This window comes from Hymenobacter sp. UYP22 (assembly GCF_040547285.1).
Classification (GTDB): Bacteria; Bacteroidota; Bacteroidia; order Cytophagales; family Hymenobacteraceae; genus Hymenobacter.
The window spans coordinates 57,698-82,876 of record NZ_JBEPPK010000016.1 but is presented as its reverse complement, the minus strand read 5'-3'; the positions used below and the strand labels follow the sequence as shown (position 1 = coordinate 82,876).

The 25,179-nt window shown below is 61.2% G+C and carries 31 protein-coding genes; 16 read left to right on the top strand and 15 right to left on the bottom strand.

The window, feature by feature from the left end; translation table 11 throughout:
* Positions 1 to 70 precede the first annotated feature (70 nt).
* The 9 genes from ABIB60_RS19565 to ABIB60_RS19525 form a co-directional block, all read right to left on the bottom strand.
* Positions 71 to 583 carry a YybH family protein gene (locus ABIB60_RS19565; protein ID WP_044019244.1) on the bottom strand — a complete coding sequence of 171 codons (513 nt, stop codon included), beginning with the start codon at positions 581 to 583 and terminating at the stop codon, positions 71 to 73.
* A gap of 39 nt (positions 584 to 622) precedes the next feature.
* Complete coding sequence (locus ABIB60_RS19560) at positions 623 to 1,768, bottom strand: efflux RND transporter periplasmic adaptor subunit (protein WP_044019243.1); 1,146 nt, start codon at positions 1,766 to 1,768, stop codon at positions 623 to 625.
* 11 nt (positions 1,769 to 1,779) lie between these two features.
* Entirely contained in the window at positions 1,780 to 2,409 is a 630-nt protein-coding gene (locus tag ABIB60_RS19555) for a hypothetical protein (protein WP_044019242.1), read from the bottom strand.
* Between the two features lie 12 nt (positions 2,410 to 2,421).
* Positions 2,422 to 3,663, bottom strand: coding sequence for a TolC family protein (locus tag ABIB60_RS19550; RefSeq protein WP_044019241.1), 1,242 nt, complete (start codon positions 3,661 to 3,663; stop codon positions 2,422 to 2,424).
* 103 nt (positions 3,664 to 3,766) lie between these two features.
* Positions 3,767 to 4,324 (bottom strand): heavy metal-binding domain-containing protein, encoded by a 558-nt coding sequence (locus ABIB60_RS19545; protein ID WP_052381920.1) that lies wholly within the window; start codon positions 4,322 to 4,324, stop codon positions 3,767 to 3,769.
* Between the two features lie 86 nt (positions 4,325 to 4,410).
* On the bottom strand, positions 4,411 to 5,139 hold the full coding sequence (locus ABIB60_RS19540) for a DUF305 domain-containing protein (protein WP_052381919.1): 729 nt from the start codon (positions 5,137 to 5,139) through the stop codon (positions 4,411 to 4,413).
* Between the two features lie 42 nt (positions 5,140 to 5,181).
* Complete coding sequence (locus ABIB60_RS19535; protein WP_052381918.1) at positions 5,182 to 6,144, bottom strand: DUF8832 domain-containing protein; 963 nt, start codon at positions 6,142 to 6,144, stop codon at positions 5,182 to 5,184.
* A gap of 66 nt (positions 6,145 to 6,210) precedes the next feature.
* Positions 6,211 to 6,342: a hypothetical protein gene (locus ABIB60_RS19530; protein WP_257883438.1), complete on the bottom strand. Its 132-nt coding sequence runs from the start codon at positions 6,340 to 6,342 to the stop codon at positions 6,211 to 6,213.
* A 130-nt stretch (positions 6,343 to 6,472) separates the two neighbouring features.
* Positions 6,473 to 7,000: a hypothetical protein gene (locus tag ABIB60_RS19525; RefSeq protein WP_044019240.1), complete on the bottom strand. Its 528-nt coding sequence runs from the start codon at positions 6,998 to 7,000 to the stop codon at positions 6,473 to 6,475.
* Positions 7,001 to 7,363: 363 nt separating this feature from the next.
* Here ABIB60_RS19525 and ABIB60_RS19520 point away from each other — a divergent pair, with 363 nt between their 5' ends.
* From ABIB60_RS19520 to ABIB60_RS19445, 16 genes are all read left to right on the top strand, one after another.
* On the top strand, positions 7,364 to 9,694 hold the full coding sequence (locus ABIB60_RS19520) for a heavy metal translocating P-type ATPase (protein WP_316963318.1): 2,331 nt from the start codon (positions 7,364 to 7,366) through the stop codon (positions 9,692 to 9,694).
* A gap of 34 nt (positions 9,695 to 9,728) precedes the next feature.
* Entirely contained in the window at positions 9,729 to 10,106 is a 378-nt protein-coding gene (locus tag ABIB60_RS19515; protein WP_044019239.1) for a cupredoxin domain-containing protein, read from the top strand.
* A gap of 5 nt (positions 10,107 to 10,111) precedes the next feature.
* Complete coding sequence (locus tag ABIB60_RS19510) at positions 10,112 to 10,738, top strand: helix-turn-helix domain-containing protein (RefSeq protein WP_052381938.1); 627 nt, start codon at positions 10,112 to 10,114, stop codon at positions 10,736 to 10,738.
* A 122-nt stretch (positions 10,739 to 10,860) separates the two neighbouring features.
* Complete coding sequence (locus ABIB60_RS19505) at positions 10,861 to 11,490, top strand: DUF305 domain-containing protein (RefSeq protein WP_044019237.1); 630 nt, start codon at positions 10,861 to 10,863, stop codon at positions 11,488 to 11,490.
* A 70-nt stretch (positions 11,491 to 11,560) separates the two neighbouring features.
* Positions 11,561 to 11,875 (top strand): DUF6122 family protein, encoded by a 315-nt coding sequence (locus ABIB60_RS19500; RefSeq protein ID WP_044019236.1) that lies wholly within the window; start codon positions 11,561 to 11,563, stop codon positions 11,873 to 11,875.
* 43 nt (positions 11,876 to 11,918) lie between these two features.
* Entirely contained in the window at positions 11,919 to 12,227 is a 309-nt protein-coding gene (locus tag ABIB60_RS19495) for a hypothetical protein (RefSeq protein ID WP_044019234.1), read from the top strand.
* Between the two features lie 56 nt (positions 12,228 to 12,283).
* Complete coding sequence (locus ABIB60_RS19490; RefSeq protein WP_044019233.1) at positions 12,284 to 13,267, top strand: DUF4396 domain-containing protein; 984 nt, start codon at positions 12,284 to 12,286, stop codon at positions 13,265 to 13,267.
* Positions 13,268 to 13,366: 99 nt separating this feature from the next.
* A complete protein-coding gene (locus ABIB60_RS19485) occupies positions 13,367 to 14,617 on the top strand; it encodes a type II restriction enzyme NmeDI-related protein (RefSeq protein ID WP_044019232.1) in 1,251 nt (416 codons plus the stop codon).
* A gap of 53 nt (positions 14,618 to 14,670) precedes the next feature.
* Positions 14,671 to 16,527 carry a DUF4209 domain-containing protein gene (locus tag ABIB60_RS19480; protein WP_044019230.1) on the top strand — a complete coding sequence of 619 codons (1,857 nt, stop codon included), beginning with the start codon at positions 14,671 to 14,673 and terminating at the stop codon, positions 16,525 to 16,527.
* An 8-nt stretch (positions 16,528 to 16,535) separates the two neighbouring features.
* Positions 16,536 to 17,120, top strand: coding sequence for a hypothetical protein (locus tag ABIB60_RS19475; protein ID WP_044019229.1), 585 nt, complete (start codon positions 16,536 to 16,538; stop codon positions 17,118 to 17,120).
* A 576-nt stretch (positions 17,121 to 17,696) separates the two neighbouring features.
* A complete protein-coding gene (locus ABIB60_RS19470; protein WP_071884651.1) occupies positions 17,697 to 18,026 on the top strand; it encodes a helix-turn-helix transcriptional regulator in 330 nt (109 codons plus the stop codon).
* Positions 18,020 to 19,315, top strand: coding sequence for a type II toxin-antitoxin system HipA family toxin (locus ABIB60_RS19465; RefSeq protein WP_044019223.1), 1,296 nt, complete (start codon positions 18,020 to 18,022; stop codon positions 19,313 to 19,315). Before ABIB60_RS19470 ends, ABIB60_RS19465 begins: the two co-directional genes overlap by 7 nt.
* A 231-nt stretch (positions 19,316 to 19,546) precedes the next feature.
* Positions 19,547 to 19,915 carry an ArsR/SmtB family transcription factor gene (locus tag ABIB60_RS19460; protein WP_044019301.1) on the top strand — a complete coding sequence of 123 codons (369 nt, stop codon included), beginning with the start codon at positions 19,547 to 19,549 and terminating at the stop codon, positions 19,913 to 19,915.
* Entirely contained in the window at positions 19,912 to 20,535 is a 624-nt protein-coding gene (gene merTP, locus ABIB60_RS19455) for a mercuric transport protein MerTP (protein WP_052381917.1), read from the top strand. The genes ABIB60_RS19460 and merTP overlap by 4 nt, the downstream gene beginning before the upstream one ends.
* 12 nt (positions 20,536 to 20,547) lie before the next feature.
* Complete coding sequence (locus tag ABIB60_RS19450) at positions 20,548 to 20,796, top strand: GDCCVxC domain-containing (seleno)protein (protein ID WP_052381937.1); 249 nt, start codon at positions 20,548 to 20,550, stop codon at positions 20,794 to 20,796.
* A 42-nt stretch (positions 20,797 to 20,838) separates the two neighbouring features.
* Entirely contained in the window at positions 20,839 to 21,051 is a 213-nt protein-coding gene (locus tag ABIB60_RS19445; protein ID WP_044019220.1) for a hypothetical protein, read from the top strand.
* 96 nt (positions 21,052 to 21,147) lie between these two features.
* Here the strand turns inward: ABIB60_RS19445 and arsB are convergent, their stop codons facing one another.
* From arsB to ABIB60_RS19415, 6 genes are all read right to left on the bottom strand, one after another.
* The gene (gene arsB, locus ABIB60_RS19440; RefSeq protein WP_052381916.1) at positions 21,148 to 22,254 is read right to left on the bottom strand and encodes an ACR3 family arsenite efflux transporter; all 1,107 of its coding nucleotides are present in this window, start codon (positions 22,252 to 22,254) and stop codon (positions 21,148 to 21,150) included.
* Between the two features lie 14 nt (positions 22,255 to 22,268).
* Complete coding sequence (locus ABIB60_RS19435) at positions 22,269 to 22,763, bottom strand: GNAT family N-acetyltransferase (protein ID WP_044019218.1); 495 nt, start codon at positions 22,761 to 22,763, stop codon at positions 22,269 to 22,271.
* Between the two features lie 12 nt (positions 22,764 to 22,775).
* Positions 22,776 to 23,549 (bottom strand): metallophosphoesterase family protein, encoded by a 774-nt coding sequence (locus ABIB60_RS19430; protein WP_044019217.1) that lies wholly within the window; start codon positions 23,547 to 23,549, stop codon positions 22,776 to 22,778.
* Between the two features lie 72 nt (positions 23,550 to 23,621).
* Positions 23,622 to 24,080, bottom strand: a complete 459-nt coding sequence (locus ABIB60_RS19425; RefSeq protein WP_044019216.1) for a DUF6428 family protein — start codon at positions 24,078 to 24,080, stop codon at positions 23,622 to 23,624.
* 29 nt (positions 24,081 to 24,109) lie between these two features.
* The gene (locus tag ABIB60_RS19420; RefSeq protein ID WP_044019299.1) at positions 24,110 to 24,460 is read right to left on the bottom strand and encodes an ArsR/SmtB family transcription factor; all 351 of its coding nucleotides are present in this window, start codon (positions 24,458 to 24,460) and stop codon (positions 24,110 to 24,112) included.
* 444 nt (positions 24,461 to 24,904) lie between these two features.
* Entirely contained in the window at positions 24,905 to 25,111 is a 207-nt protein-coding gene (locus ABIB60_RS19415; RefSeq protein WP_044019215.1) for a heavy-metal-associated domain-containing protein, read from the bottom strand.
* Between the last annotated feature and the right edge of the window lie 68 nt (positions 25,112 to 25,179).

Sequence of the window (25,179 nt, the reverse complement as noted above, 5' to 3'; positions counted from 1 at the left end):
GGGCCGGAAGGCCCCTCCCCTCCCGGAATCGGCAGCGTCCCGGACAAGTAGCCCAGGCCCACCGGACTGCTTATTTTTTAGGACGTGGGGTGCGAGCCGAGGAGTGGGTGCTCATAATCTGCCACTGGCCGGCGGCGTTTTTGCGCAGCACCGACGTGGCCACCCCGCGGCGGACAACAGGCGCCTTGGCCTGCTTATCCTGGGGGCCGTTCTTGAGATTGATCGTGTAGGTGTAAGTCTCCGTCGCGAAGGCGTAGGGACCGTCGACCTGCACGGCGGCCTTGTAGTCGCTAAAGGTGAAGGCGCTGAACTCTTTCAACTCCGGCCCCAGATGGTGCTCGGCATAGTGGCGGTAAGTGCCTTCCACCCCGCCCGACTCAAACACCTGGGAGTTAGGTGCGAACAGGCGGTGGGTACCCGTCGTATCGAGTTTTTGCACGGCCTGCTGGTACTTGGTCAGCACCATTTTCACGGCGGCCTCATCGGCAGCGGAGCCGGCGGCGGGGGCCGTCTGGGCCTGTGCCGTGGCGGCGGTAAGGGTCAGCAGGGCAAGCAAAGCGGCAAAGGCAAAGCGATTTTTCATGGCAAGCGGACGGAGCGTGAGGCCACCGGGCAGGGGGCACTATTGGTTGAGGTAAATGGACTTGAGCTGGTAAGTGCCGGCGGTCACTACCCGGTCATTTTCGTTGACCTGGCCTTGCAGCAGTACCGTTTGCTGCCCGTTGACCGCTCCCGGCTGCACAAAGCGAATCTTAAAGTGCTCGGGCTCGGTGTGCACGAACACGACGGGTTTGCCATTGAGGTCGGTGATAGCGGAAGTGGGTACTACCAGCTGGGACCGGCCCCCACCCGTCTGACCTACGACCTGCACGTTCACCGCCTGGCCCGCGCGGTAGGCACTACTCTCGGTAGCGTCCAGCTCCAGCACCAATTGGCGGGCCTGGTTCACGGGGTTCACCACGTTGGAGAACACCACGAGCCGGGCCGGTACACCGGCCTGCCCCTGCAGGCCTTCCACGCGGAACTGCGCGCCGGGCGTGATCTTAGCCAAGTCCTGGGCAAACACCTGAGCTTCCACCCGCAGCTTACCCGGGTTCAATACCCGCAGCAGCTCGTCGCCCTGGTTTACCTGCTGGCCCACGGCCAGGTTGAATACATCCACCGTGCCGCTCACCGGCGAGGTAATGGATATTCGGCGCTGCTGACCCTGCCCGTTGTAAATGCTGGCGTTCTGCCGGGCCTGGCGCAGGCGAAGCTCGGCCGCCACCACGTCCTTGCGGGCCGCGATGTCGGCGATGCTCTGCAGCCGGGCATAGTCTTGTTGGGCGGCGCGCAATTCGGCCTGGGCATTAGCCCGCTCGGTGCTGAGTCCAATCTGCTGGGTAGCATCCAGGGTTTGCTCGATAACGGCCAGCGTCTGCCCGGCCCGCACGGATTGGCCCACTTGCGCCGAGAGGCTCACGATGCGCCCCCCCTGGGGCACGACGACTCGCCCTTCGCCCCCGGCTGCCGCCGATACCGTGCCGTAGAGCGTGGCCCGGCTATAGGTGGTGGAGTACTCGGCCAGGTTGGTCCGTACCTGAAACAGAAACTGACTTTCTTTGGGCAGCAATACCTCATCGGTCAAGGCCACGCCGGTGCTGGCTTTGGCTTCGCCACCGTGGTCTTCACCCCCGTGCGCCTGTACCGTACCCGGCGGAGGCAACAGCACGGTCAATCCGAAGCCAACTGCGGCTGTGGCCGCCAGGAATTTATAGTGGGTCTTCATATCCTGAATAATTAAGAAATGGGCGTGCGGTGGCGGGCAGTCAAAGCCGGCTCCGAAGTGTGCAGCACTGAATCCGGGGATTGGCGCCGGCGGCGCAGCAGCAACGCTGTCAGGGCGATGCCGAGCACGAAGGCGCCCACCACGGCCAGGATGGTTTTCCAGGAGGAAAAAAGCGATGGGGTCGCAGTGGGAGTGGCAGCCGCCACCGGGAGCTTCTCCCCTACCTTGATACCTTCCAGCAGCAGCAAGTCCGCTTTGTCGCCAACCACAATGTTGGCCGCAAAGCTGTAGGTCTTGTTGGCGGGGAACTGGCCTTCCACCAGGTACACCCCCGGCTCCTGTTCGGTCACCGCCCACTTCAGGTTGGCATCTTCCGGGTTGGTAAGCGTGAGCTTGGCGCCTTGGAGAGGGACGTTGGTGGCGTAGTCGGAGAGGAACAGGCGCAGATCGGCCGGCTTACCCCCTTCCAGCGGCTCGTAGCGCAGCAGCGCCTCAAACTGTTCCGAGAGCGCGGCGACGGAAAACGACGTGGCCCCGGCTGGCGTCGATGCTTTGGCGCCGTCGCCGTGGTCTTCGCCCCCGTGAGCGGAGGCAGAGGCGCTTAGCAGCAGGCCCAGCAGCAAAATCAGGAGTTGTTTCATGAGGATTGACGGTTATTCGCCCCGCAGGTAGTTAAGCTCGACCAAAGCCTGGCGGTAGTCGCGGATGGTGGTCAGGTAGGTATTCTGAATGGCGAACGCCTGGTTCAGGCTCAAAATCAGCTGTAGGTAGCTGACTTCCCCGGCGCGGAACAGGCGCTGGGATTGGCTGATAATGGCCTGTGACTGGGGCAGACCGGTTTGTTCGTAGTAGCCCAGCGAGGCCGCAAACTTGCGCGAGTCAGCTAGGGCCTGCTGATACTGTCCACTCAACTCCAGCCGCTGGGCCTGGAGCTGATAGTTGGCGGCCTGGGAGCGAGCCGTAGCCGCCTGCAGCTGCGAGCGGTAGGTCCAGAACCAGATGGGAACCGATACCCCAAACTGGAAGCGGTAGCGAGTAGGCGAATAATCGTACCCCTGATTCTGATAGCCCACCGTCAGAGCCGGTGTGCGCCGGGCTCGAACTAAGCTGATGCCCGACTGGCTCAAGGCCACGTTCTGGGTGGCAGCCGCCAGCGTAGGGCTACGTACCAGGGCGGTGCTGTCTTCGGTGGGCAGACTGCTGAGCAGCGCCCCACCCACCTGCCCCAGTTCGGGGCCGGTGCGGCGCAGGTCGGTGGTGGTGGTCAGGGCCGCAGTGGGTTGGCCCAACAGCAAGCCCAGGCGGCGCTGGGCGGCGCGCTGGTCGGCAGTCGCCTGCTGCAGCTGCACGGTCACCTGCCGCGCCTCGGCGTCGGTGCTGATGCGCTGCAGGGAGGTGACTTCGCCGGCGGCGAACAGGCGCTCGGTGGCCACGCGCAGGGCGCGAAACAGGCTGTCCTGATAGGTAAGCTGTCGCACCTGCGCCTCGGCAAACTGCAGGCTGAGGTAGGCCAGGCGGGTATCGCGCAGCACGCTGGCCCGGCTCACCTCGCGGTTGCGTTCGGCCAGGGTAACACCTGCCTGGGCCACTTGGCGCTGGCGCCGGTAGACGTTAGGCAAGTCGATGGTTTGTACTACGCCGGGGGCCCACATTTCCCCCGTGGGCGCCGAGAACAGAAAGTCCGGGTTGGCGGGTGCGAAGGAGCCCCGTTTGAGCGCGCGCTGCTCCTCGATTTCGCGATCAGACTGCCGCAGCCGTGGGTGCCGCCGCAACGTGAGGGCTTCGGCGCTGTCGAGGCTGATGGCGGTTTGGGCCCGCGCGTCTTCTAGGAGCAACCCAATCAGCGCCAGCACCAGCAGCCCTTGCGCTGCCCATTTCAGGTTTAGAAACTTCATATTGTCAGGTTAGAGCCCGTCATGGGGCCGCCCACCGTTGCAGCGGCGAGCGGCCCGAGACGGAGAGGGTTCGGACGCCGGGCGTCCGAGAAGCAGGCTCCGCCTAGGCCTTTTTCACGAGGGCCATGCCGCACTTTGGGCAGGTGCCAGGCTTCGAGCTGGCGCTGCCTTCGCACTTCATGGGGCACTCGTAAGCGGCGCCAACCGCCTTGCTACCCTGAGCCCCCGCGTCGAGCTTGTCGAAGCGGGTGTTAATGGCTTTGCCATCGGCTTTCAGGCTGACGATGGCCGTGCGCACTTTCGTCCCGGCGGGCAGTTTGGCCACCAGGTGGTCGGTACCACCAGCTACCAGCGTCACGGTCATAGTTTTGTTGTCGGTGGTTTGCACCATCACCGTGCCCGAGAGCGACTTACTGGGCACGGAGGCATTTTTATCGGCCAACAGGTAGATGTGCAACTCACCAGTGTGCTGCACCAGCTCCATGTGGTAGGGGTTGGCCGAGCGTACTACGCCGCCGTGCGGGGCTACGTGGGCGTGGGTTTCGCCAGGTGCGGTGTGGGCATCCGGCTTGCCACCGGCGTGCGAGTGCTGGGCCTGCGAGGCCAGGGGAGCCAGGGCAAACAGAGCGGCGGTCGTCAGGGAAATGCTGAAAAGCTTCATGGAGGAGAAGAATATCGAATGGGCAGTGGGGAGGAGTGAGGTGGTCGGCAATAGGCTTCTTTCGCCAGTGCCGCCGGCCACCCGGATTACATTTTGTCGGCGTTTTTGCCGTGCCAGGCCTTGAATTCGGCGATTTCCTTCTGTTGGGCGTCAATCATCATCTGGGCCATCTCCTTGAGCTTGGTGTCCTTGCCGTGAGCCAGTTCGGCTTTGGCCATGTCCACGGCGCTTTGGTGGTGCACCGTCATCATCATGTTGAAGTTCATGTCCGGGTCGGCCACCATGCTGGGCAGGTTCTGCATCATGCCGTCCATGGAGGCCTTCATCTTGCTGGTGAAGGGGTCGATCGGATCCATTGGCTTATAGTTATTGGGGGCGGAGTCTAGCCGCTCAGCAATGGGCTCCAGCTCACTGATTTCCTTTTGCTGATCAGCCTTGATCTTCTCGGCCATTTGCCGCATGGTGGCGTCCTTGCCGTCGCGCAGCTCGAGGTCAGCCATGGCCAGGGCACCTTTGTGGTGCTCCAGCATCATGTGGGCAAAATCGTGGTCGGTGTTGCCCTTCATCTTCATGGCGTCCATTTTGGCCATCATATCGTTCATGGCCATCAGCATGGGAGATTCACTGGTGGAGGTCTCACTGCTCACCTTTGAATGATCCATGCCTGCCATCGAACCGGAACCCGCCGCAGCATCAGTGGTGGCGGTTTCCATGGTGCTTTCCGTGGCAGTGGTGGCATCAGCTTTCTCATTGTTGCAGCTGCTCAACAGCAACGCGGAACAGAGGGTGGCGAGGAAAAAAGTGGTTTTTTTCATGGGGTTGGATGGTTTGTAAAAAGGGAACTAAACAGGGATGCCTCAGCTAGCGGCCGTGCCCTTCACGTTGATAGTGAAGTCGCCGGTATGGATCTTACCGCCGTGGTTGAACTGCAGGAAGACGCGGTAGAGGCCAGGAGCTTCGAAGTTGGTGTTGAAGCCGATCCGCGGGCCTTTGTCGGCTTGGTCATTGGGATGCACGTGCAGGTAGCGCTCCGTGTCCTGGCTAATGACCACCACGTGGCCCAGGGCACCGAGGTAGTTGTCCAGGTCAGTGACCGGCTGGCCGTCCTTTTGGATGGTGATGCTCATGCCCAGCAGCTGACCCGTGGTGAGCGGCTTGTCAAAGGAGAGCGTGGCCTGGTAGCCATCCTGCTCCCACTGCATGTCATCATTTTTGAACGTTACCGGGGCGTACTTCGGGCCCTGCACCGTGATGGGCTGGCGGCCCAGCTGGTGGCCAGCTCCCGTGGGCGTGTAGTCCTGAAACAGCACGTAGTCGCCGCCCTTGGGGAAAGTGTAGGTGACCTTATAGTTGCCCTGGGCAGTATAGTCGGGGTGTTCGTGGTAGAACTGGCCCAGGTCCTTGCTGACGATGATCAGGTGAATTTTCTTTTCGTGCACCAGGGCCAGGGGCACGGGCGCGGCCTCGTTGCCGACTTCCTGGGGGGTGAAGACGAGCTGCGAGGGCTGCCCGGCCGTGAGTTGCATGGGCTGCGGCTCAAACTTCATGGCGTAGGCTTTGCCGTTGCCGGCCGCCTGATCGTTGTGTTCGAGCTTCATGCCGCACTTGGGGCAAGTCTCCCCGGCCTTGGTGCTGGTCACCTCGGGGTGCATGGGGCAGGCATAGGTGTGGCCGGCGCCGTGATCCGCCCCGGCGCCGGCTGGCGCATCCGTGGGTGTGGTTACGGTGTTAGTGGCGCTACTCGACTCGGTTTCGGAAGAGCAGCCGGCCACGGTCAGGACGCTGGCCAGGGCCAGCAGCGAAAGGGGTACGCGATGCATGGGGGAGGAAATGAGTGATGAAAATGGGGGGCGCTTCTCAGGGCGGCCCAGGGCTCCAGCCAGTGCTTAGGCCTGCCACTGCTGCCAGAGCACAAAGCCCAGCGTGGCGGCCAGCACGGCGTAGAGCAAGTAGGAGAGCAGGCGACGGCCCGGCCCTCGGCGGGGCGGCGTACCAGCTTCTTCGCAACAACTCTTCATTGCCGGGAGGAAAAAACCAGGAAGAAAAAGGGGAAGGGGCGCGGCCGGACCACGCGCGACGGGCAAACGAAAAGGCCCGCCCCGGACATAGCACAGCTATGCCGGCGCGAGCCTTAGCGCGTCGGAAAAATCAGACAGTCAGCGACTGGATGAAAATGCGGATATCGGGTATTTTGGGCTTTAATTGCCGCCGCGCCACCAGCAGCACGGGACGCGAACGGTCCCACTGCTGAAAGCGGAACACTACGGTCAGGGGTGCTGGCGGCAGAGCCACCGGCATGAACGCCATTTTCTCAATTCCCGCCTTGGGCGGATGCGCCAGCGAGGCCCATACGGTTGCGGCATCATCCTGGCAGCAGGCACCCTTAGGGCCGTGCTGGTGCGAGGTCCCGGAAGCGGGGGCTTCGCGCTCGTCGTGGTGGTGAGCCGCCGTCGCGTTGAGGCCAGCCCCATGGGAATGGGGCGCTTGGTGCTTGGACGACGCTGGCTGCGGGTGCTCATGCGCCGGCGTGCCGGCCGGGTGCTTGTGCGCCATGGCTTGAGCCGGGGCCGCTGGCATTACCAACGCACAGAAGACTTGCCCAAAAAACACGTTGAGGAAGACCACCAGTAAGGAGGTCGCCACCGCGCGTCGGGAATGGGTCTGGAGTCGGAACATTGGTACAGGTCAACTGCAAAATTATGGGAAAGGTTTACATAGTATTCTACTGCTACTCTGGCCTCCCTAGCTCGGCGGCTAAGCCCCTTTCCTCCCCTACCGCCCCAGAAATGGCCTTTTCAGCGTCTGCGGGCCTTCCTAGGCCCCGTTCTGGTTTTGACCCGCTGGGAGTGCAATCGGGCTATGCTGGAAATCTTATAAGCTCAGCGACTGAATTGTGTACGTGCCGGCACACTGGACGACGGGGTATGCAAATGTTGTAAGCGCAAAGCTCAATTCTGCACATCTATTGGGTACCGAAGCCAGTTTACTTCGTGTTGACCACAACGAGCAACTTACCGCTCCCCACCAACGCTACTACTCGTGGAAACCATACCCCATCATCACCCCACCCCGGCGGCACCCGCCCAGCCAGCGGCGCCCGCTGGCGGCACCGAGACCGCCACGCTTAACATCGAGGGCATGACCTGCGCGTCCTGCTCCAACTTTGTGGAGAAGGCGCTCAGCCGCACGCCCGGCGTGCAGCGCGCCACCGTAAACCTGGCCAGCGAAAAGGCCACCATCGAGTACCTGCCGGGCCAGATTGACCGCGCCGGCCTGAAGGCGGCCGTGGAGCAGGCCGGCTACGGTGTGCACGAGCCGGTCGCGCCGGCTTCGCCCAACGTGCTGGCTTCCGACCAGGAGCTGGACCAGCGCAAGGCCGAGGCTTACCAGAAGCTCAAACGCCGCTTCCAGGTAGCGGTGGGGCTGGCCGTGGTCATCATGCCGTTGAGTATGCTCATGCTCTGGCCCCGGATGATGAACCTGATCCCGACGCCGGTACTCAACTACGTGCTGCTGGCCCTGACATTGCCCGTGCTGCTCTACAGCGGCCGCGAGTTTTACGTCTCGGCCTGGAACGGCTTCCGGCACCGCACCGCCAGCATGGACACGCTCATCGCCGTGGGCACCGGGGCGGCCTTTCTCTACAGCTTGGCCGCCACGGTGATTCCCCACTGGTTTATGCAGCGCGGCATCATGCCCGAGGTGTACTACGACACCACGGCCACCATCATTGCCTTGATTCTACTGGGCAAGGTGCTCGAAAGCCGGGCCAAGTCCAAGACCTCGGCCGCCATCAAGGCCCTGATGGGGCTGCAGGCCAAAACCGCCCGCGTAGTGCGGGGCGGGCAGGAAGTAGACGTGCCCATCGAGCAGGTCGTGCCCGGCGACGAAGTGGTGGTGCGCCCTGGGGAGAAAGTAGCTACCGACGGCGTGCTGCTCAGCGGCCACTCGGCCGTCGATGAGAGCATGCTCACCGGCGAGAGCCTGCCGGTGGAAAAGAAGCAGGGCGACAACGTGTTCGGGGCCACCCTCAACAAGACCGGCTCGTTCCGCTTTCGCGTCAGCAAAGTGGGCGCCGAAACCATGCTGGCCCAGATTGTAAAGCTGGTGGAAGAAGCCCAGGGCAGCCGCGCCCCCATCCAGCAGCTGGCCGACAAAGTCAGCGCGGTGTTCGTGCCGGTGGTGGTTATGATTGCCATCGTCACCTTTGTGCTCTGGTTTGACTTTGCCCCCGAAGCCACGCGCCTGCCGCTGGCGCTGGTCAACTTTGTAGCCGTGCTCATCATCGCCTGTCCCTGCGCCCTGGGCCTGGCCACGCCTACGGCCATTATGGTCGGCACCGGCAAGGGGGCCGAGCACGGCGTGCTGATTCGCAATGCCGAGGCCCTGGAGAAAGCGGAGAAGGTAACCACCGTGCTGCTCGACAAAACCGGCACTATCACCCGCGGGGAGCCCAGCGTGACGGACTTCGTGCCCGTCACCGGGGAAGCTACTGACCGCCTGCTGCCCCTGCTGGCCGCCGTGGAGCGGCAGAGCGAGCATCCCCTGGCCGAGGCCGTAGTGCGCTACGCCGATGCCCAGGGCGCCGCAGCGCTGTCGGCCACCGCGTTTCAGGCTTTGGAAGGCCGTGGGGCCAGTGCCACGGTGGACGGGCAGGCTATTTTGCTGGGCAACCGCCGCTTGCTCGTCGAGCACCAGGTGCCGATGACGGCCGCGGCCGAGCAGGCCGCCGCGCAGCTGCTGGACCAAGCCAAGACCGTGCTCTACGCCGCGATGGGCGGGCAGGTGGTGGCCCTGATTGGGGTAGCCGATACCGTACGCGACACGTCGGTGGCCGCGATTCGCCATTTGCAGCAAAAAGGCATTGAGGTGGTGATGATGACCGGCGACAACCCACAAACCGCCGCCAAGGTAGCCGAACAGGTAGGCATCAAGCGCTACTTTGCCGAGGTGCTGCCCGCCGATAAGGCCGGCAAGGTGAAAGAGTTGCAAGCCGAAGGCCGCGTGGTGGCCATGGTCGGGGACGGTATCAACGACGCGCCCGCCCTGGCCCAGGCCGACATCGGCCTGGCCATGGGCGGCGGCACCGACGTGGCCATGGAAGCGGCCGGCATCACGCTCATGCGCTCGGATTTGCAGGGCGTGGTCACGGCCATTGACCTCTCGCGCCAAACCATGCGCACAATTAAGCAGAACCTCTTTTTCGCCTTCATCTACAACACGCTGGGCATTCCTATTGCGGCCGGCCTGCTCTTCCCGCTCACCGGCTGGCTGCTCTCGCCCATGCTGGCCGCCGGGGCCATGGCCCTGAGCTCGGTGTCGGTGCTGACCAACTCGCTGCGCCTGCGCGCTTATAAGCGGACCGCATAAGGCGGCCTTTTCTTTCCTTTTTGTACGTTCCCCTATGGATACTACTCAGCTAATCGTCACCCTGGCAGGCGTGGGCCTGCTGGCCTTTGTCGGCTGGTTTTTCTTTCTGGCCCCGCACCGGGTGGCGGCGGCCGTTTCCTCGTCGGCGGGCATCCAGCAGGTCGACATCATGGTGAAGGGCGGCTACTCGCCCGACGTCATTGAGGTGGAGCGCGGCAAGCCCGTGCAGCTTAACTTTTACCGCGATGAGGAAAACAGCTGCTCCGAGGAGCTGCTGCTGCCCGACTTCAACATCCGGCGCGACCTGGCTCCGTTTAAAACTACGGCCATTGAGTTTTTGCCCCAGCAAGCCGGTACCTTTGCTTTCACCTGCGGCATGCACATGCTGCGGGGAAGCCTGGTCGTAAAATGAACATCATGACGCAGTCCGCCACTTCCACCCTACCGCCCCCCGCGGCCGGGGCGGTTCGCCTTTCCATCCGCAACATGGTGTGCCCCCGCTGCCTGCGGGTGGTGCAGCGCGAGCTGGAGAAGGCCGGGCTGGTGGTGGACGACGTGGCCCTGGGGGCAGCTAATGTGCGCATGGCGGATGGCAGTCCCCTACAGGAGCCCGTGGTGCAGCAAGCCCTGCAGGCCTACGGCTTTGCCCTGGTGGAGGACCCACGCGATCAGCTGGTGGAGCAGGTGAAGGCCCTGGTGGTAGAGCTGATTCACTACACCCCGGTTGAGCTGCAGCCATTTCACACCTATTCTCACTTCATCAGCGAGCGGGTCGGCCGGGCCTACGCGTACTTGTCACACCAGTTCTCGGTGCGCGAGGGCCTGACGCTGGAGAAGTACATCATACGCCAAAAGGTGGAGCGCGCCAAGGAACTGCTCAGCTACCAGGACGCGAACGTGAGCAGCGTCGCGAAACAATTGGGTTATAGCAGCGCGGCCCACCTGACCAACCAGTTCCGCCAGGTCACGGGTATGTCCCCCTCCGATTTTCAGGCCCTAGGGCCCGGCAGCGCGGGTCGTCTCGGCCTGGAAACTCTCTCTTAGAGGCGTGGGACTGGAAACTTTACAAGGTTTTCGGCCGAATTGTGGGCAAACAGGGAGGCTGTTGCATCGTTTAGCTAGGGTAACAACCTCTGTTGCCTTTGCCTACCATTCAACCCTGTAGTATGCCACGTTCGCTCCGCTTTACCCTGTTTGCTTCAGTACTTGCCTTCGGTGCCCTGACTTCGTGTAACAAAGATGAAGCCGATGGCCTGAAGGTGCAGGCTCATGACAAAAACGCCTTCATGTCTATCATGCACGATATGAGCAAGGAGATGGATATGATGACGGCCACCATGGATCCCGACAATGACTACGCCAAGATGATGGTCATGCACCACATGGGCGCCATCAAAATGGCCCAGAAGGAACTCAGTGACGGGGACAACGCAACCATGAAAGCCATTGCTCAGCGCGTAATTACCGCCCAGCAGGCCGAAATCACGCAGTTCAATGCCTTCCTGGCCGGCCATCCGGCCCATGCTCCCATGGTGATGGAGTTCATGGACCGCGCCATGATGGTCATGGAGATGATGGATAAAAACAATGACCTGCGCGTGCTCACCGGCGACGCGGACCAGGACTTTGCCCAGCTCATGATTGACCACCACACCAGCGCGCTGGAAATGAGCGAGGATGAGATTGAGTTGGGTCGGGAAGCCACCCCTAAGGCCATGGCCCGGAAGATCATCACGGACCAGCAAATGGAAATTAAGGAGTTGCAGGATTGGCTGCTGGCCAACAAATCCTACTAACTGGTAGCGTAGCTGCCATTCTCAGAGCGGCTCCCACGGGGTCGCTCTTTTTCCTTGCCGTTTGCTGCGTATGGTGCACGCACTTCTCCACCTGCTGGTGCCTGGTATTGTGGCCCTGCTGTTCTACCGGCCGCGCTGGCGCCGGGCCTGGCTTATCTTGGCCGCAGCCCTGTTGCTAGACATAGACCATGTGCTGGCCACGCCTATGTTTGACCCTACCCGGTGCAGCATCAATTACCACCCCCTACATACGTACTGGGCGATGGGCATCTATGGGTTCGTGCTGCTTCCTCCAATAACCCGCCCGTGGGCCGTGGGCTTTTTATTGCATATGGCGCTGGATTATGCCGAATGCTGGCAGCTGGGTATCCGCTGGCCACAGTAAGCCACGTGCTCCTGCTGGACGTACGTTTTCCTTCCTTACCCTTATGGAACCTTCCGACACGCTCTCTTCCGCCCTGCAGCAGCTGCGCAGCCGCGGCTACACCGAAGACTTTAACCTGCGGCCCGACTGCCTGTACTGCGCGGCCCACGACCTGCAGCTCCGGCCCGAGCAGTTTCAGGTCGACGCGGTGTTTCGCTTTGAAGGGCCCTCCGACCCAGCTGACCAATCCATCCTTTACGCCATCAGGGCCATCGGACTGGACCTGCGGGGCGTGCTGGTAAATGCATACGGCGCGTATGCTGACCCACTGACAGCCGCCATGGAGGCTAGGCTGCGCCAGCCGCTCCGCTGAAGATTCTTCTTTTTGGTCTTTTACTTCCTTTCCGTTTTACTTACTCCCCTCCCCTGATGCACCCAATGTCGGAGCCACTGTTTCCGCAGTACCTGCTGTGGATTTGGTTTACTTTAACCGCCCTTTCCGTAGCCTACGTGGCCTGGGACCTGTTTACCCGCACCCCGGAAATGAAGGTGATGAAATGGGGCTGGGTGCTGGTGACGCTCTACACCGGGCCGGTGGGCCTGCTCATCTACTGGTTTTCCTGCCGCGAGCCGGCCCCCGGCACCCACGAGCAGTTTGTAGCCCCGCTGTGGAAGCAAACCGTCGGCTCCACTATCCACTGCTTAGCCGGCGACGCCACCGGCATCATTGCGGCAGCCATCATTACCAGCTGGCTGCGCTTGCCCATGGGCATTGACATCTGGGTGGAGTACGCCGCCGGCTTCTTGTTTGGCTTACTTATTTTCCAGGCCTTGTTTATGAAAGACATGCTGGGGGGGAGTTATAGCAAGGCCATGCGGGCCTCTTTTTACCCCGAATGGGTGTCCATGAATGCGGTCATGGCTGGCATGATTCCAACTATGGTTATCCTGATGACCCGCGACATGACGGCTATGGAGCCTGCCTCCGTACGCTTCTGGGGAATTATGTCACTGGCCACCCTGGTAGGAGCCCTCACGGCTTACCCCATTAACTGGTGGCTCGTGAAAAACCAGCTTAAGCACGGCATGGGCACCGAGCGTGCTCTTGGCAAAGGGGGGCCACCACCCGAGCGCGCCACCGACCCCGCCATCACAGCTCACACCGCAGCCTCTGCCGCGCACATGCGCGTAGCAGCTGATGCTTCAGCGCCGGGCGGTCAGCACGCTACTGGCCACCACAACATGGGCGGTCAGCATATATCGGCATCCCGCAAGGCTGCGGTAGCCTTGCTCTCCCTGCTCCTGCTGGCCGTGGGATATTACCTGGCAGCGCAGTACGGGGACCTGTCGATGCGGCCGGGTATGCCAATGGATGCAATGCCCGGGATGGACATGCCCGGACACCAGATGTAGCCGCCATTTCGCGAAATGCCGGGACCCGCGCCGGAAGCATGATGATTGGGCCCGGACTTCTGTGCAACTTAGCTACTGTATTGGTTCTACTTCCTTTTTATGTCTGCTGCCCTACCGCCCCTTATTCAATCGTACAAAGCCGATTCCGAATCCGTTTACAATACCTGGTTTATCAACAACGAGGAACGGTTAAAGGCGTTTCGCTCCATCCGGCGCGGGGTACAGCAGGTGGTCAAGGACATCAAGGCCGGTAGCTTCGGCAACGATTTCAAGGGCACGTCGCTTGAATTTGTGCTCAGCGTCATCAGCGAGCAAAAGCAGGTGTTTCAGGGCGCGGCCCACCCCTTCTACTGGAAGCCCAAGCTGCGCATTCCCGACATCTACGAGCACGAGGACAATAAGCGCGCCTTCGGGCAATTTCTGGAAAGCTGTCTGGCCGCCACCACCGAGCAGCAGTTACTACGCGAAATAGACTTGCTGGACCGCCGCAAAATCAAGGGGCTGGGCCCGGCCGTAGCCAGCATCCTGTATTTTTTGCACCCCACCTTGATGCCGCCCTGCAACACGGCCATCGTCAACGGCTTCAACGCCCTGTTCGGGGAGAAAATCAAGCTGGGCTCCTGGGCGGAGTACCTGCGCATGCGCGAGCGGCTACGCGACCTGAACCAGGAGCACCGTCAGCACCTGAGCCTGGACTACGGGGCGCTGGCGGGCTTGCTCTTCGACGTGGGCGTGAAGAAGATGATTGCCGGCGACCAGCAGTTTGCCAGCGACGAGGACCGCGATAAGTACCAGCAGCAAGCCCGCAAGCGCCACCAGGAGGTGCAGACCGAGGCCCAGGAGCAAAACCAGCACACCCAGATGCAGCACCACCTGCTGCGCATCGGCAAGGCCCTGGGCTGCGACGTGACCACGGCCATCAACGACCGTAACCGCTTGTGTCACGGCCAGAAGCTGTCATTTCTCTGCCTCGACCAGCACCCCGAGCTGCCGGTACCGGCCGACGTGGCCACCACTATTCGCCTCATTGATGTGGTGTGGTTTGCACCCGGTACCAATCGGGTGGTAGCCGCCTTTGAGGTCGAGAAAAGCACCAGCATCTACAGCGGCATTCTGCGGCTGACGGATTTGGCGTTTTCCATGCCCGAACACGAAACAGCCTTGTATTTAGTGGTGCCCGACGCCCGCGAGAAGGAGGTACAGGCCCAACTCTCACGCCCGGCCATTCGGGCCGCTGGCGCAACCATCCACTACATTCTGTTCTCCGAACTCAGCCAGCACTGTGAGGCCCTGTGCAAGTTTGGCGACACGCCGTCGGCCATGCGCAAGATTGCGCGCAACGTCCTGTAATGGGAGCCAATCTTCCCGCCGCCTTGTTTAGGAAGCACCGGTAAAGCCACTACATGCAAGACCTTCAGAATTACCTGAATTACCTCGATACTGCCAGCGAAGATGTCAAGGACCATCACGCGATTACCTCGCGACTGGGCGAAATGGCTGTGCAGCTTACGGGGGCTGGGGACCTCGAAAACGCCCGGTCAGCCCGAATAGAACAGGAAGTAGTAGCCGCCAGTAAACAACTTGACAAAGGGGTAGGCTATCAGATCAGTGGTACCCGAAAAGACGAGCAGGGCGTGGAGCACGAGTTCGGCTGGCCGGATACGAGCGGGTATGGCGCGGCCGAGTATGCGTATGTGCAGCAGCGGTATCGGGCTTCCCCCAACCTTTATCTGAAGAGCGAATACGGTTTGTTTCTGTATTTGCGCAAGCAACTCCGCACTAATGAGGAAGTTCGGGACTTGGCGGCTACGCTCTTTCGATTAGGAAGCAGTTATATCGACAAACACCGCGTGGCCGGGGAGCGGGCCCATTATGCCCTGCATGCGATTGAGGTGTTGCGGAAAGCCTTTCAACTGGCCAACACGCGAAAAAACGACGCGGGCGTTGCAGAGCTGCTGCGCGCAATCGTCGACTACTTGGTGGACCTGCACACTTCCTGGCCGTTGGAGAGCCGTTCTACCTTGCTGGTCTTGGCCTCCATCACCCGGTTGTTTACCGAGTATTACCGCTCGCTGAACAGTCCGGCGCAGGCCGATGCCTTGCTCGAACAAGATTGGCATGGGGTGCATCAACTGGCGCAAACTTACCGGCATGGCGCCATTGAGCTGGCGGCCGAGGCGGCGGAACTGGCCGTCAAAGCCCGCCGCGAACGGGAGCGGTGGTTGACGTTTCAGGCGCAGCAGCTGGAAGCGCTGGCCCAGGAAGCGGAGGCACAGCACAACATGACAGCCGTCACCTTTACGGAACGAGCCCTGCGCATCTACCGGCAAGTGAAAGACCAGCCTAATAGCCAGCGCCTGGAGCAGGAATATCAGCGCCTGCGGACGCGCTTTGCCTTGACGCAGACCCGCACCCAAATGCCGGACGAGGCCACCCGGGCGTTGATGGAGTACATTGATGAAGTGGTGCGTACCAAAGATGCCGAGGGCATTCTGACGGAGCTGTGCCTGACGCCCATGTTCCACAGCTTGGATAAGGTGAGCGAGGCCGCCCAGGCCCAGCGCGACTCTTTTATGGACATGCTGCCTAAAAGCCTGGAGGACAAGCACGGCAACACGGTACAAACGTTTTACACGGAAGAAGAGAAGGAGCAGTTTCAGTTTTTGAATACCTACAGCCTGCTGGCCCAGCTCTCTACCCAGACGTTGGTTAAACTGATGCTGGAAGCGTTTAAAGCTGGAAAGCTGACGGATACCGCCATTGAAGCGTTCTTGCAGCGCAGTTGGCTGGGTGAGCCCCGTATGGTGGAATCGAGCGGGCAGCAAACCCAGACTTCCCCTTTGCGCCTGATCATGTCGGGCATTCGCCTGCTCTTCCAAGAACTGGAAGCGTGGCGGCAGGACCCTGACTATGAACCCGACTTCATTGCCAGCACGGATTCACTGACGTTGAAAGTCGAGTACCTGCTGCGCTACATCTGCGTACGGTTGAATATGCCGACTTTTAAGATGCGCGAGGGCTCGGAGGTGACCATGGAAAAGCTGTTGGACGAATTGCTGGCCGACTTGAAAGGGAAGCTTGAAGAAGAGGATCGGTTCTTTATCAAGTTTTTCCTCAGTGAGAAAGCCGGCTATAACTTGCGTAACCGCGTGGCCCATGGCTTGATGGACGACGACGAGTACGGCGTAGAAAACGTCTTTCTCGTCCTAACGATGATATTGAAATTAGCCTCGTACGAATTTCGTGCAGTAGCAGTATAAGAAGCGCTATGGAACCACAAGTAATGACGATTCGCAAGTCAATTGCCCGCTCTGACCGCCGGTCGGTGAAAGGCATTGACATGTGGTCGATGGACGCGGACGAATTTGTTCGCAACGAGCAGGCCAGCCGAAAAAATGCGCGGGGTATCAGCAACAAATTCTCCCTGTTCGAGACCCTTGAGTTACTGGCCATCAAGACCAAGCGAAACCCAGTAACCGGCTTGGGCCTGGTTATCCCGAAGCTCTTGGCGCAGCTGGAGACGTTCCGCAACCTGTCGCCTAATTGGGATTCGTACGGGGCCTTGCCCACCGAGGAGCGCGCCCTGGCCCGTGCCCGCCAGCTCTTAAATTCCCTCTCGCTGCAGTTGGTCTACGCGCCGGCCGTAAGCGTGCATGTATTTCCCATGCGCGATGGTGGCATACAGGTGGAACTGGACCGAGACAATGCCTCGATGGAAATCGAGGTACACCCCGATGGAACCGAGGACTACCTGCTTTTCACGGCGCAAGGCGCTCTCATTGGCACTTACACTAGCCTCTTTGCTGCCTTGCGGCATTTTATTGATCCTCCGCGCCCAGCAAGCAATACATGAGTGTGCATCAGATAACCTCCGAGGATGAATTACTCCGAAGAATCATCTTACAGCCCCAGTTTTTTAAAGTAATGCCGGACGGTGTCCGCCGGCCTACCAGCGCCGCTTTCAAGATGCGCAGCGGAGAAGGCGGCCTATCTGTCGATATCATGGCCCTGACTACATTGGAACAAGCCATTGCCACCCGTAGCACGCACACGGGGGCCTTGCTGGCGGCAAAGGTTCCGCTTGACAATCAGTGTCCTTGCGTCCACGACCCGGTAGCAGGAAATCCTGCCCACGCCCTCATCCGGAATGTAACACCGGCCTTGGCAAAGCTATTCGCCGTTAATGCCCGCCTCCTGTAGCGAACCGGGGCCTAGTTCTCCGTTTCCGTAGGGCCGAAGCCAAACACGCCAGGTATAAAACCAGTGGCAGCCAAGGAACCTATGTGATTTTGTAGTGGCCGCGGTACTAAGCAATTGGGAAGGGCCGGTAAATAAACTACGGATAATTCCGTGCCGCAGGCGATTCTTATATGTTGTACAAACGCAACAAACATGGTATATTTGGCCCTGTTTGTTGCGTCTGTACAACATGAATTGGTACTCTCTTTCCGACTTGGCCATCCTGCGCGAACTGGGCAGCAGCCTGCGCCAGATTCGGCTCAATCGCAACCAGTCCCAACAAGCGGTGGCCGAGGCCGCGGGCATCGACCGGGCCACCCTGAGCCAAATTGAGCATGGCCGTCCTACCTCGCTGCTCACCTTTGTGCAGCTGCTACGCACGCTGGAGCAGTTAGACTTGCTGGATACGCTGGTGACCAAAGCGGAAATCAACCCCCTGGCGCTGGCCCGCCTCGCCAAAAAGCAGCGCCGCAACGCCTCGCCGGCTTCATCCACGCCGCCCCCACCCGCTGAATGGTAGACCTCGCTTTTGTTCGCTTGTGGGGCCAGTTGGTCGGCGCCGTGCGCTGGGATGCGGCCCGGTCGCTGGCCACGTTTGCCTATGACCCCGGCTTTGTGAAGTCCGGTCTGAATGTGGCGCCGCTGCAGATGCCGCTGACGGCCCGCGCCGGCCAGGTGTATTCCTTTCCCCGCCTCAACCCCGACACCTACCACGGCCTGCCCGGGCTGCTGGCCGATGCGCTGCCGGACCGGTTCGGCAACCAGCTCATCGACGCCTGGCTGGCCACGCAGGGCCGCGCCGCCGCAGACTTCTCGCCGGTGGAGCGCCTGTGCTACATCGCCAACCGCGGCATGGGCGCCCTGGAATTCGAGCCCCAGGTGGGCAACGTGGCCGGGGCGGGGGCCGAGCCTGTGGAAGTGGCCGCCCTGGTCGAGCTGGCGCAGCAGGTCGTGGGCCAGCGCGAGGCCTTCCACGTCAACCTGCGCGACGAGGCCGCCGACAGCCTGGCGGCCCTGCTGGCCGTAGGCACCTCGGCCGGTGGCGCCCGGCCCAAGGCCATCATTGCCTTCAACGAAAACAGCGGCGAGGTACGCTCGGGCCAGGTAAAGGCCCCGCCCGGCTTTGGCTACTGGCTGCTCAAGCTGGATGGCGTGCGCGACCAGGCCCTGGCCGACCCCCAGGATTTCGGGCGGCTGGAGTACGCCTACTACCTCATGGCCACCGCCAGCGGCCTGCAGATGAGCGAGTGCCGCCTCTACGAGGAAGGGCCGCGGGCCCACTTCATGACCCGGCGCTTCGACCGCACGGCCGCGGGCGAAAAACTCCACGCGCAGACCTTGTGCGCGCTGGCCCACTACGACTACAACCAGCCCGCCGCCTACTCCTACGAGCAGGCCTTTCAGGTCATGCGCGACCTGCGCCTGCCCTACACGGCGGCCGAGCAGTTCTACCGGCGGATGGTGTTCAACGTGGTGGCCCGCAACCAGGACGACCACACCAAGAACATCTCGTTTTTGATGGACGCCGCCGGGCAGTGGCAGCTAGCCCCGGCCTACGACGTGGCCTATGCCTACCAGCCCGGTAACCGCTGGACCAGCCAGCACCAGATGGCCCTGAACGGCAAGCGGGACGGCTTCACCCGCGCCGACCTGCGGGCCGTGGCCCGGGAGATGAACATCCGCGGGGCCGACGAGCTGATAGACGACGTGCTGCAACAGGTGGCACGGTGGCCAGAGTTTGCCGCCACGGCCGGCATGAGCGAGGACCGTACTGCCGCAATTGCCAGTGCGCACCGGCAAGTAAAGTAGTTGGGAGCCGGTGCCTTGTTGGATAAACCAAGGAAGAATTCTGACCCGTAAGGGTAGTCCGGTTTTTCAATGCGGCCGGTTGTGGAAGTAGTCTTGAGTCTTCCTTGCACGCTGAAGCAGCTATTCAATAACGGACAGTCAACTACTCACTATACCTCATCTTTGTCTTACGCTAATTATTTAAGCGTTTGCTTAAATAAGAAAACAATAACTTTGTATAAACTCAAAGTTATGGCTGCTTCCTGCATCCGCGTCTTTGCTGACGCCGCCCACATTGAACACAGCAAGCAGCGTCTGGCTGCAGCTGCGCCGGGCATCGAAGCCATGGCGGCCGTGCTCGCGCTGGCCGGCAACGAGGTGCGGTTGAAGATGCTGTTTCTGCTGCTCGACCAGCAGCTGTGCGTGTGCGACCTGGCCGATGTGCTGCAGATGAATGTGTCGGCCATCTCCCAGCACCTGCGCAAGCTCAAGGACGGCGGGGTGATTCAGGCCCGCAAAGTGGGCCAGACCGTGTTTTACTCGCTGACCCCCGCGCATCAGCCATTGGTGCAGTCGCTGCTATCATCCGTTTCACCCGCCTTGACTGCCGCTGCCGTATGAACCAGCCCGCTTTCACTTCCTCCAAGTCCCTGGCCAGCACGGGCGTGCTGGCGGCGCTGGCCGCCTCGCTGTGCTGCATCACCCCGCTTCTGGCCATCATTGGTGGGCTGGGCGGCGTCGCCTCCACTTTCTCGTGGCTGGAGCCCCTGCGTCCTTACCTGGTGGCCCTGACGGTGGGCGTGCTCAGTTTTGCTTGGTACCAACAACTCAAGCCCGCGCCCGTGGCAGACGATGACTGTGGCTGCCCCGTGCCGGCTAAACCTTCCTTGATGCAGTCACGCGGCTTTCTGGCCAGCGTGACGGTGCTGGCCGGCCTGCTGTTGACCTTTCCCTACTACAGTGCGCGGTTCTACCCGTCGGCGGCACTCAAACCGGTGACAGCCACCAATACGGCGCCGGTGTGGCAAACGAGCTCCTACCGCATCGGGGGAATGACCTGCGAGGCCTGCGCCCGCCACGTGGAGCACGACGTGCAGCAGCTGCCGGGCGTGCAGAGCGTGCGCGTGTCCTATGACCAGGGCACGGCCCAGGTGCGCTATAATGCCGCCGTGACGCCCGTGGCCCAGATTGAAAAGGCCATCAACGGCACCGGCTATTCGGTGCTGAATCCTTCCCGCTAAATGCTCCCGGCTATGATTTCCCTCACGCCTTCTGCCCCTACCCCCTTGGTCACGCTGACGTCGGTGCTTACCTGTCCGGTTTGCCAGCATGCCCAAGCTGAGCAGATGCCCACCGACGCCTGCCAGTGGTTTTACGAATGCACCAGCTGCCACACCGTGCTCAAGCCCCTGGCCGGCGACTGCTGCGTGTTCTGCTCCTACGGCACGGTGCCTTGCCCGCCCATTCAGGAGCAGGGCACAGGGGCCTGCGGCTGCTGCTAGATGCCTTTCCTTCGCCTACTCACTCCTTTACCTTTCCATCTCATGAAAAATCTCCTGCTTGCCCTGACCCTGTTTGCCACCATCAGCAGCGCCGCGGCCCATGACGGCAAACCCGGCAAAAAGAACAAAAAAGCGGTTAAAGAAGCCACCATGCAGTGCTCGAAGGACGAGAAGCCCGGGGCCAGCTGCTGCGCCAAAAAGCCAACCACGGCCGCCGTGGTGACCCCGGCTGCTGCGGAAGCCGTTAAAAAGTAGGCTTCTTAGGCAGCGGTTACCATGCGGCCGCATGGACGCAAAAAAGCGCCTGACTCGTGAGGTAAGGCGCTTTATTGTTTGGATAGTCTGCCCCCATTACGCCTGCGCAGCCACGCTGTTCCCGTCGTACCAGCGGCGCCGAAACCAGAAGGCTAGGTTGACCAGTGCAATTAGTGCCGGCACTTCAATCAGCGGCCCGATTACGCCCGCAAACGCCTGCCCCGAGTTGAGCCCGAACACGCCAATGGCCACCGCAATGGCCAACTCAAAGTTGTTGCCCGTCGCCGTAAAGGCAATGCTGGCATTCTCGGCGTAATCGGCCCCCAGGTACTTGCCCGCCGCGAAGCTGAGCACGAACATGATGCCGAAGTACAGGGCCAGCGGCAACGCAATGCGCAGCACGTCCAGCGGCACCTGCACGATGGCCTCCCCCTTTAGGCTGAACATGACCACGATGGTCAGCAGCAGTGCCACCAGCGTAATCGGGCTAATCGCGGGAATAAAAACCGTTTCGTACCACTCGTTGCCTTTCAGCCGGCGCAGAACCAAGCGCGAGAGAAAACCCGCCGCGAACGGAATGCCCAGGTACACCAGCACGCTCTGCGCAATGTCCCAAATACCGATGTTCACCGCGTAGCCTTTCAGCCCGAAGTAGGGCGGCAACACCGTGATAAACAGCCAGGCCAGCACCGAGTAAAACAGCACCTGAAAAATGGAGTTCAGCGCCACCAGCCCGGCCGCGTATTCCCGCGAGCCGTCGGCCAGGTCGTTCCATACCAGCACCATGGCAATGCAGCGGGCAATGCCAATGAGAATCAGGCCCATCATGTACTCGGGCTTGTCGGGCAGCAGCCAGATAGCCAGAAAGAACATCAGCAGCGGGCCGAGTATCCAGTTCAGGAACAGCGAGAGGCCAATGATGCGCGTGTTCTTGAACACCGTCGGCAGCTGCTCATACTTCACCTTGGCCAGTGGCGGGTACATCATCAGAATCAGCCCTACGGCCAGCGGCACGTTCACCGTGCCCACCGAGAAGTAGTTGATAGCCCCGTTGATGCCCGGCACCATATAGCCCAGGGCCACGCCCAGCGCCATGGCCAGGAATATCCACAGGGTCAGCCCCCGGTCTAGGCCCGAGAGTTTCTTTTCCGCCAGCGCGGCCGGAGCCGGCGCGGCGGGCAAATGTTGATTCAAAGTCGTCATAAAAAGCAGTTGTATTAAGCGATGCCGACGGTCGGGCTGCGCCGCTCCATCTGCACCGTGTTGCGCCACACGCCGTGGTGCTGGCCGATTCGTTCGCGGTGCCCAATCACCCGGAACCCCGCCTGCGTGTGCAGGCCGATGCTGGCTTTATTCTCTTCAAACGTGCCGGCCTGCAGCGTCCAGATGCCATGAGCTTCCGAATCCGCAATCAGGGCCTGCAGCAGCTGCCGGCCCACGCCTTGGCCCCGCGCCTCGGCCCCGATGTAGATGCTGATTTCGGCCACCCCGCCGTACACGCAGCGGCTCGATACCGGCGAGAGCGCCGCCCAGCCCAGCACCGTGCCAGCCTCGTCCACCGCCACCAGCCGGCTATGGCCCAGGTGGGCGGTATCCCATGCTTCCCAGGCCGGTGCCTGCGTTTCAAACGTGGCATTTCCCGTCGCAATGCCAGCTTCGTAAATGGCCTTTACCGCCGGCCAGTGCGCGTCCGTCATCGGAATAATCGTCATGGCAGAATCCGTTTAATAGGCGTTACGGAGCATGTCCGCGTATTCGTTGGGCAGCGGCGAGGCCTCCACGGCCCGGGCTGCTTTCTCCACATCGTACTCCACGCGAATCAACTCCGAGCGCACGCTGTTGGGGTCCGTCAGTTGGGTGTTCTCGTCCAAGTGTACCAGCTGGTAGGCTGCGCGCGGGTCGCCATCCTTGGGCTTGCCCACCGAGCCGATGTTGAGCGCGTGGCGGTAGCGGGTTTCACCCTCGTGCTCGTAGGCAAACGTGCGGTGATAGGGCTTGTGGGTGTGCCCAAATAGCAGGATGTCGGCGTTGGCATCGGCCAGCACCCGCAGGAAGCTGGCCTCGGGCCGGTCCTCGAACAGGTACTCGTTAATTTTGCGTGGGGAGCCGTGCACCATCAGCAGGCTCAGCGTGTAGGGCTCCTCCTGAAAGTCCAGCCGCATGTGCTTGGGCAGGTAGCGTAGGTAGCGCCGCTCGTCCGGGCCGACGATGTGATTCGTGTACGCAATGCTCTGCGCACCCAGTCCCTTTTCCACATCGGTTTTGTAGGCGCAGCCGCAGTTCTCGCTGGCCAGCCCGATGCCCTGGTCGTAGTTGCCGGCCAGCGTCGGGATGCCGCGCCGCCTCACCTCGTTCACCACCTCGTTGGGCCAGGGGGCGTAGCCCACCAAGTCGCCCAAACAAAAAATCATGTCGGGGCGGCGCTGCTCCATATCGGCCAGCACCGCTTCCAGCGCCGGCAGGTTGCCGTGCACGTCGGAGAAAAAGGCAATTGTCATCAGAAACGAAGAAGAAATGCGGGGATTTAAGCAAAACGGCGCTGCCCTGTAGGGTAGCGCCGTTAAGAGCGGTTAGCAGCACCCGCCGCCTGGGGTGCAGCAGGCGGTTTGCAGTTGCGGGAGCGCAATCTGGTGTTCCGCAATGCCGCAGGCATCCTGTGCCAGGCAGGCCGTCTGTTTGGGCGTCAGCACGAAGTCCGTGCCGTCGAACGCAAGGCCGAATTTGCCAATGGTGTCCTGCTGGTATTCTACCTCGATGTCCAGGTCCTCGCTGCCGAGAATCTTCTCCGAGAGCTTCAGAATGTGCAGGAATTTCTGTGGGGCCAGTCGGTGGTCGTAGTCGCCGGCTTCCCACAGCTGAAAGTTGGCCACGGTTTCCCGACGTTCTACGCCGCCGCAGTCGATGAAATGCTTGCTCACTAAGCCTACTTCCGTCACGTGGAAGTGGGATGGCAGGTAATCGCCGGTGGGCAGGCGGAAGTTAACGGCGTCGAGTCCGGCCAGGGACTGCTTCATTTCGGAGATTTTCATGGGTTGGAGCGGTTTGGTGAAGGATATGGTTAGCAGCCACAGGCGTCGGCCGGCCCGCAGGCCGCGCTCGTCGTGGCCTCGATGAAAAAGGCCGTGAATTGCTGGTGCACCTGGCGCAGCAGTTCGGTATTCAAACAGTAACAGACGGTGAGGCCATCAATTTCCCCGCGAATCAGGTCCAGGGCTTTCAGCTCCTGCAGGTGCTGAAAGACGGTGGTGCGCGAGAGCGGCAACTCCGCCGCAATGTCCCCGGAAATGCAGGTTTGCTTACTGGCCAGCAACTGAATGATGGCCACCCGGGCGGGGTGAGCCAGGGCTTTGGCCACGCGGGCCAGCTGCTGTTGCTCAGTCGTAAAGGCCGTGGTTTTCGCGGTTGTCATAAAGAGGTCAGTAACTATGTCGTAAATATACGACATATTATGTCGCAAGTTTACGACATAAGGAAAATATTTTTCACAAGGCCAAAAAAAAGCCTGAGCCGGCGCCGCGCAACTGCATGGACGACACGGCTCAAGCCTATTTCAAGCGAATGACTAGCTACCTATTTTTTGGTGCAGCAAGCGGGCACACCTGCCAACGTGCAGGCCGTGCCCTTGTCCGGGCAGTTTTTCACCAAGGGGCACTCGGGGGTGCCTTTCAGGGGGCAGTCGGCAGCGGTCGGGCTGGTAAAGCCGAACAGGACACCGCCAGAGAGCAGCACCGCAGCACTGAACATCAACGCTTTGCCTTTCCTGGCTGGGTGGTTAAAACGCAACAGCCCGGCCCAGCGGATGATGTTAGCGGGAGAACGGACCGGGCGCCGTTAAGTAAAAGCGTTGCGTCGGTTAGGCTTTCTCGGCCTGGAACCCGGCGTCGGCCACAAGCGCCAGGACCTGCGCCTCGCTTAGGTCGGTGGTCACGGTTAGCACCTTGTTGGGGTTCTCCGTGTCCACTTGCCAGGAAGCAATGGCGGGCTCCCCGTTCAGGGTCGGCGTCACCGCGCGGACGCAGTTGGCGCAGTTGATGTTGGTTTTGAATTGAAGCGTGTTCATAAGAGAGAAGAAGGTGGAGCCAGCAGCGGCCGTTTCAAGTAAGTAACAGCGCGCCCGGCGGGGGCGTG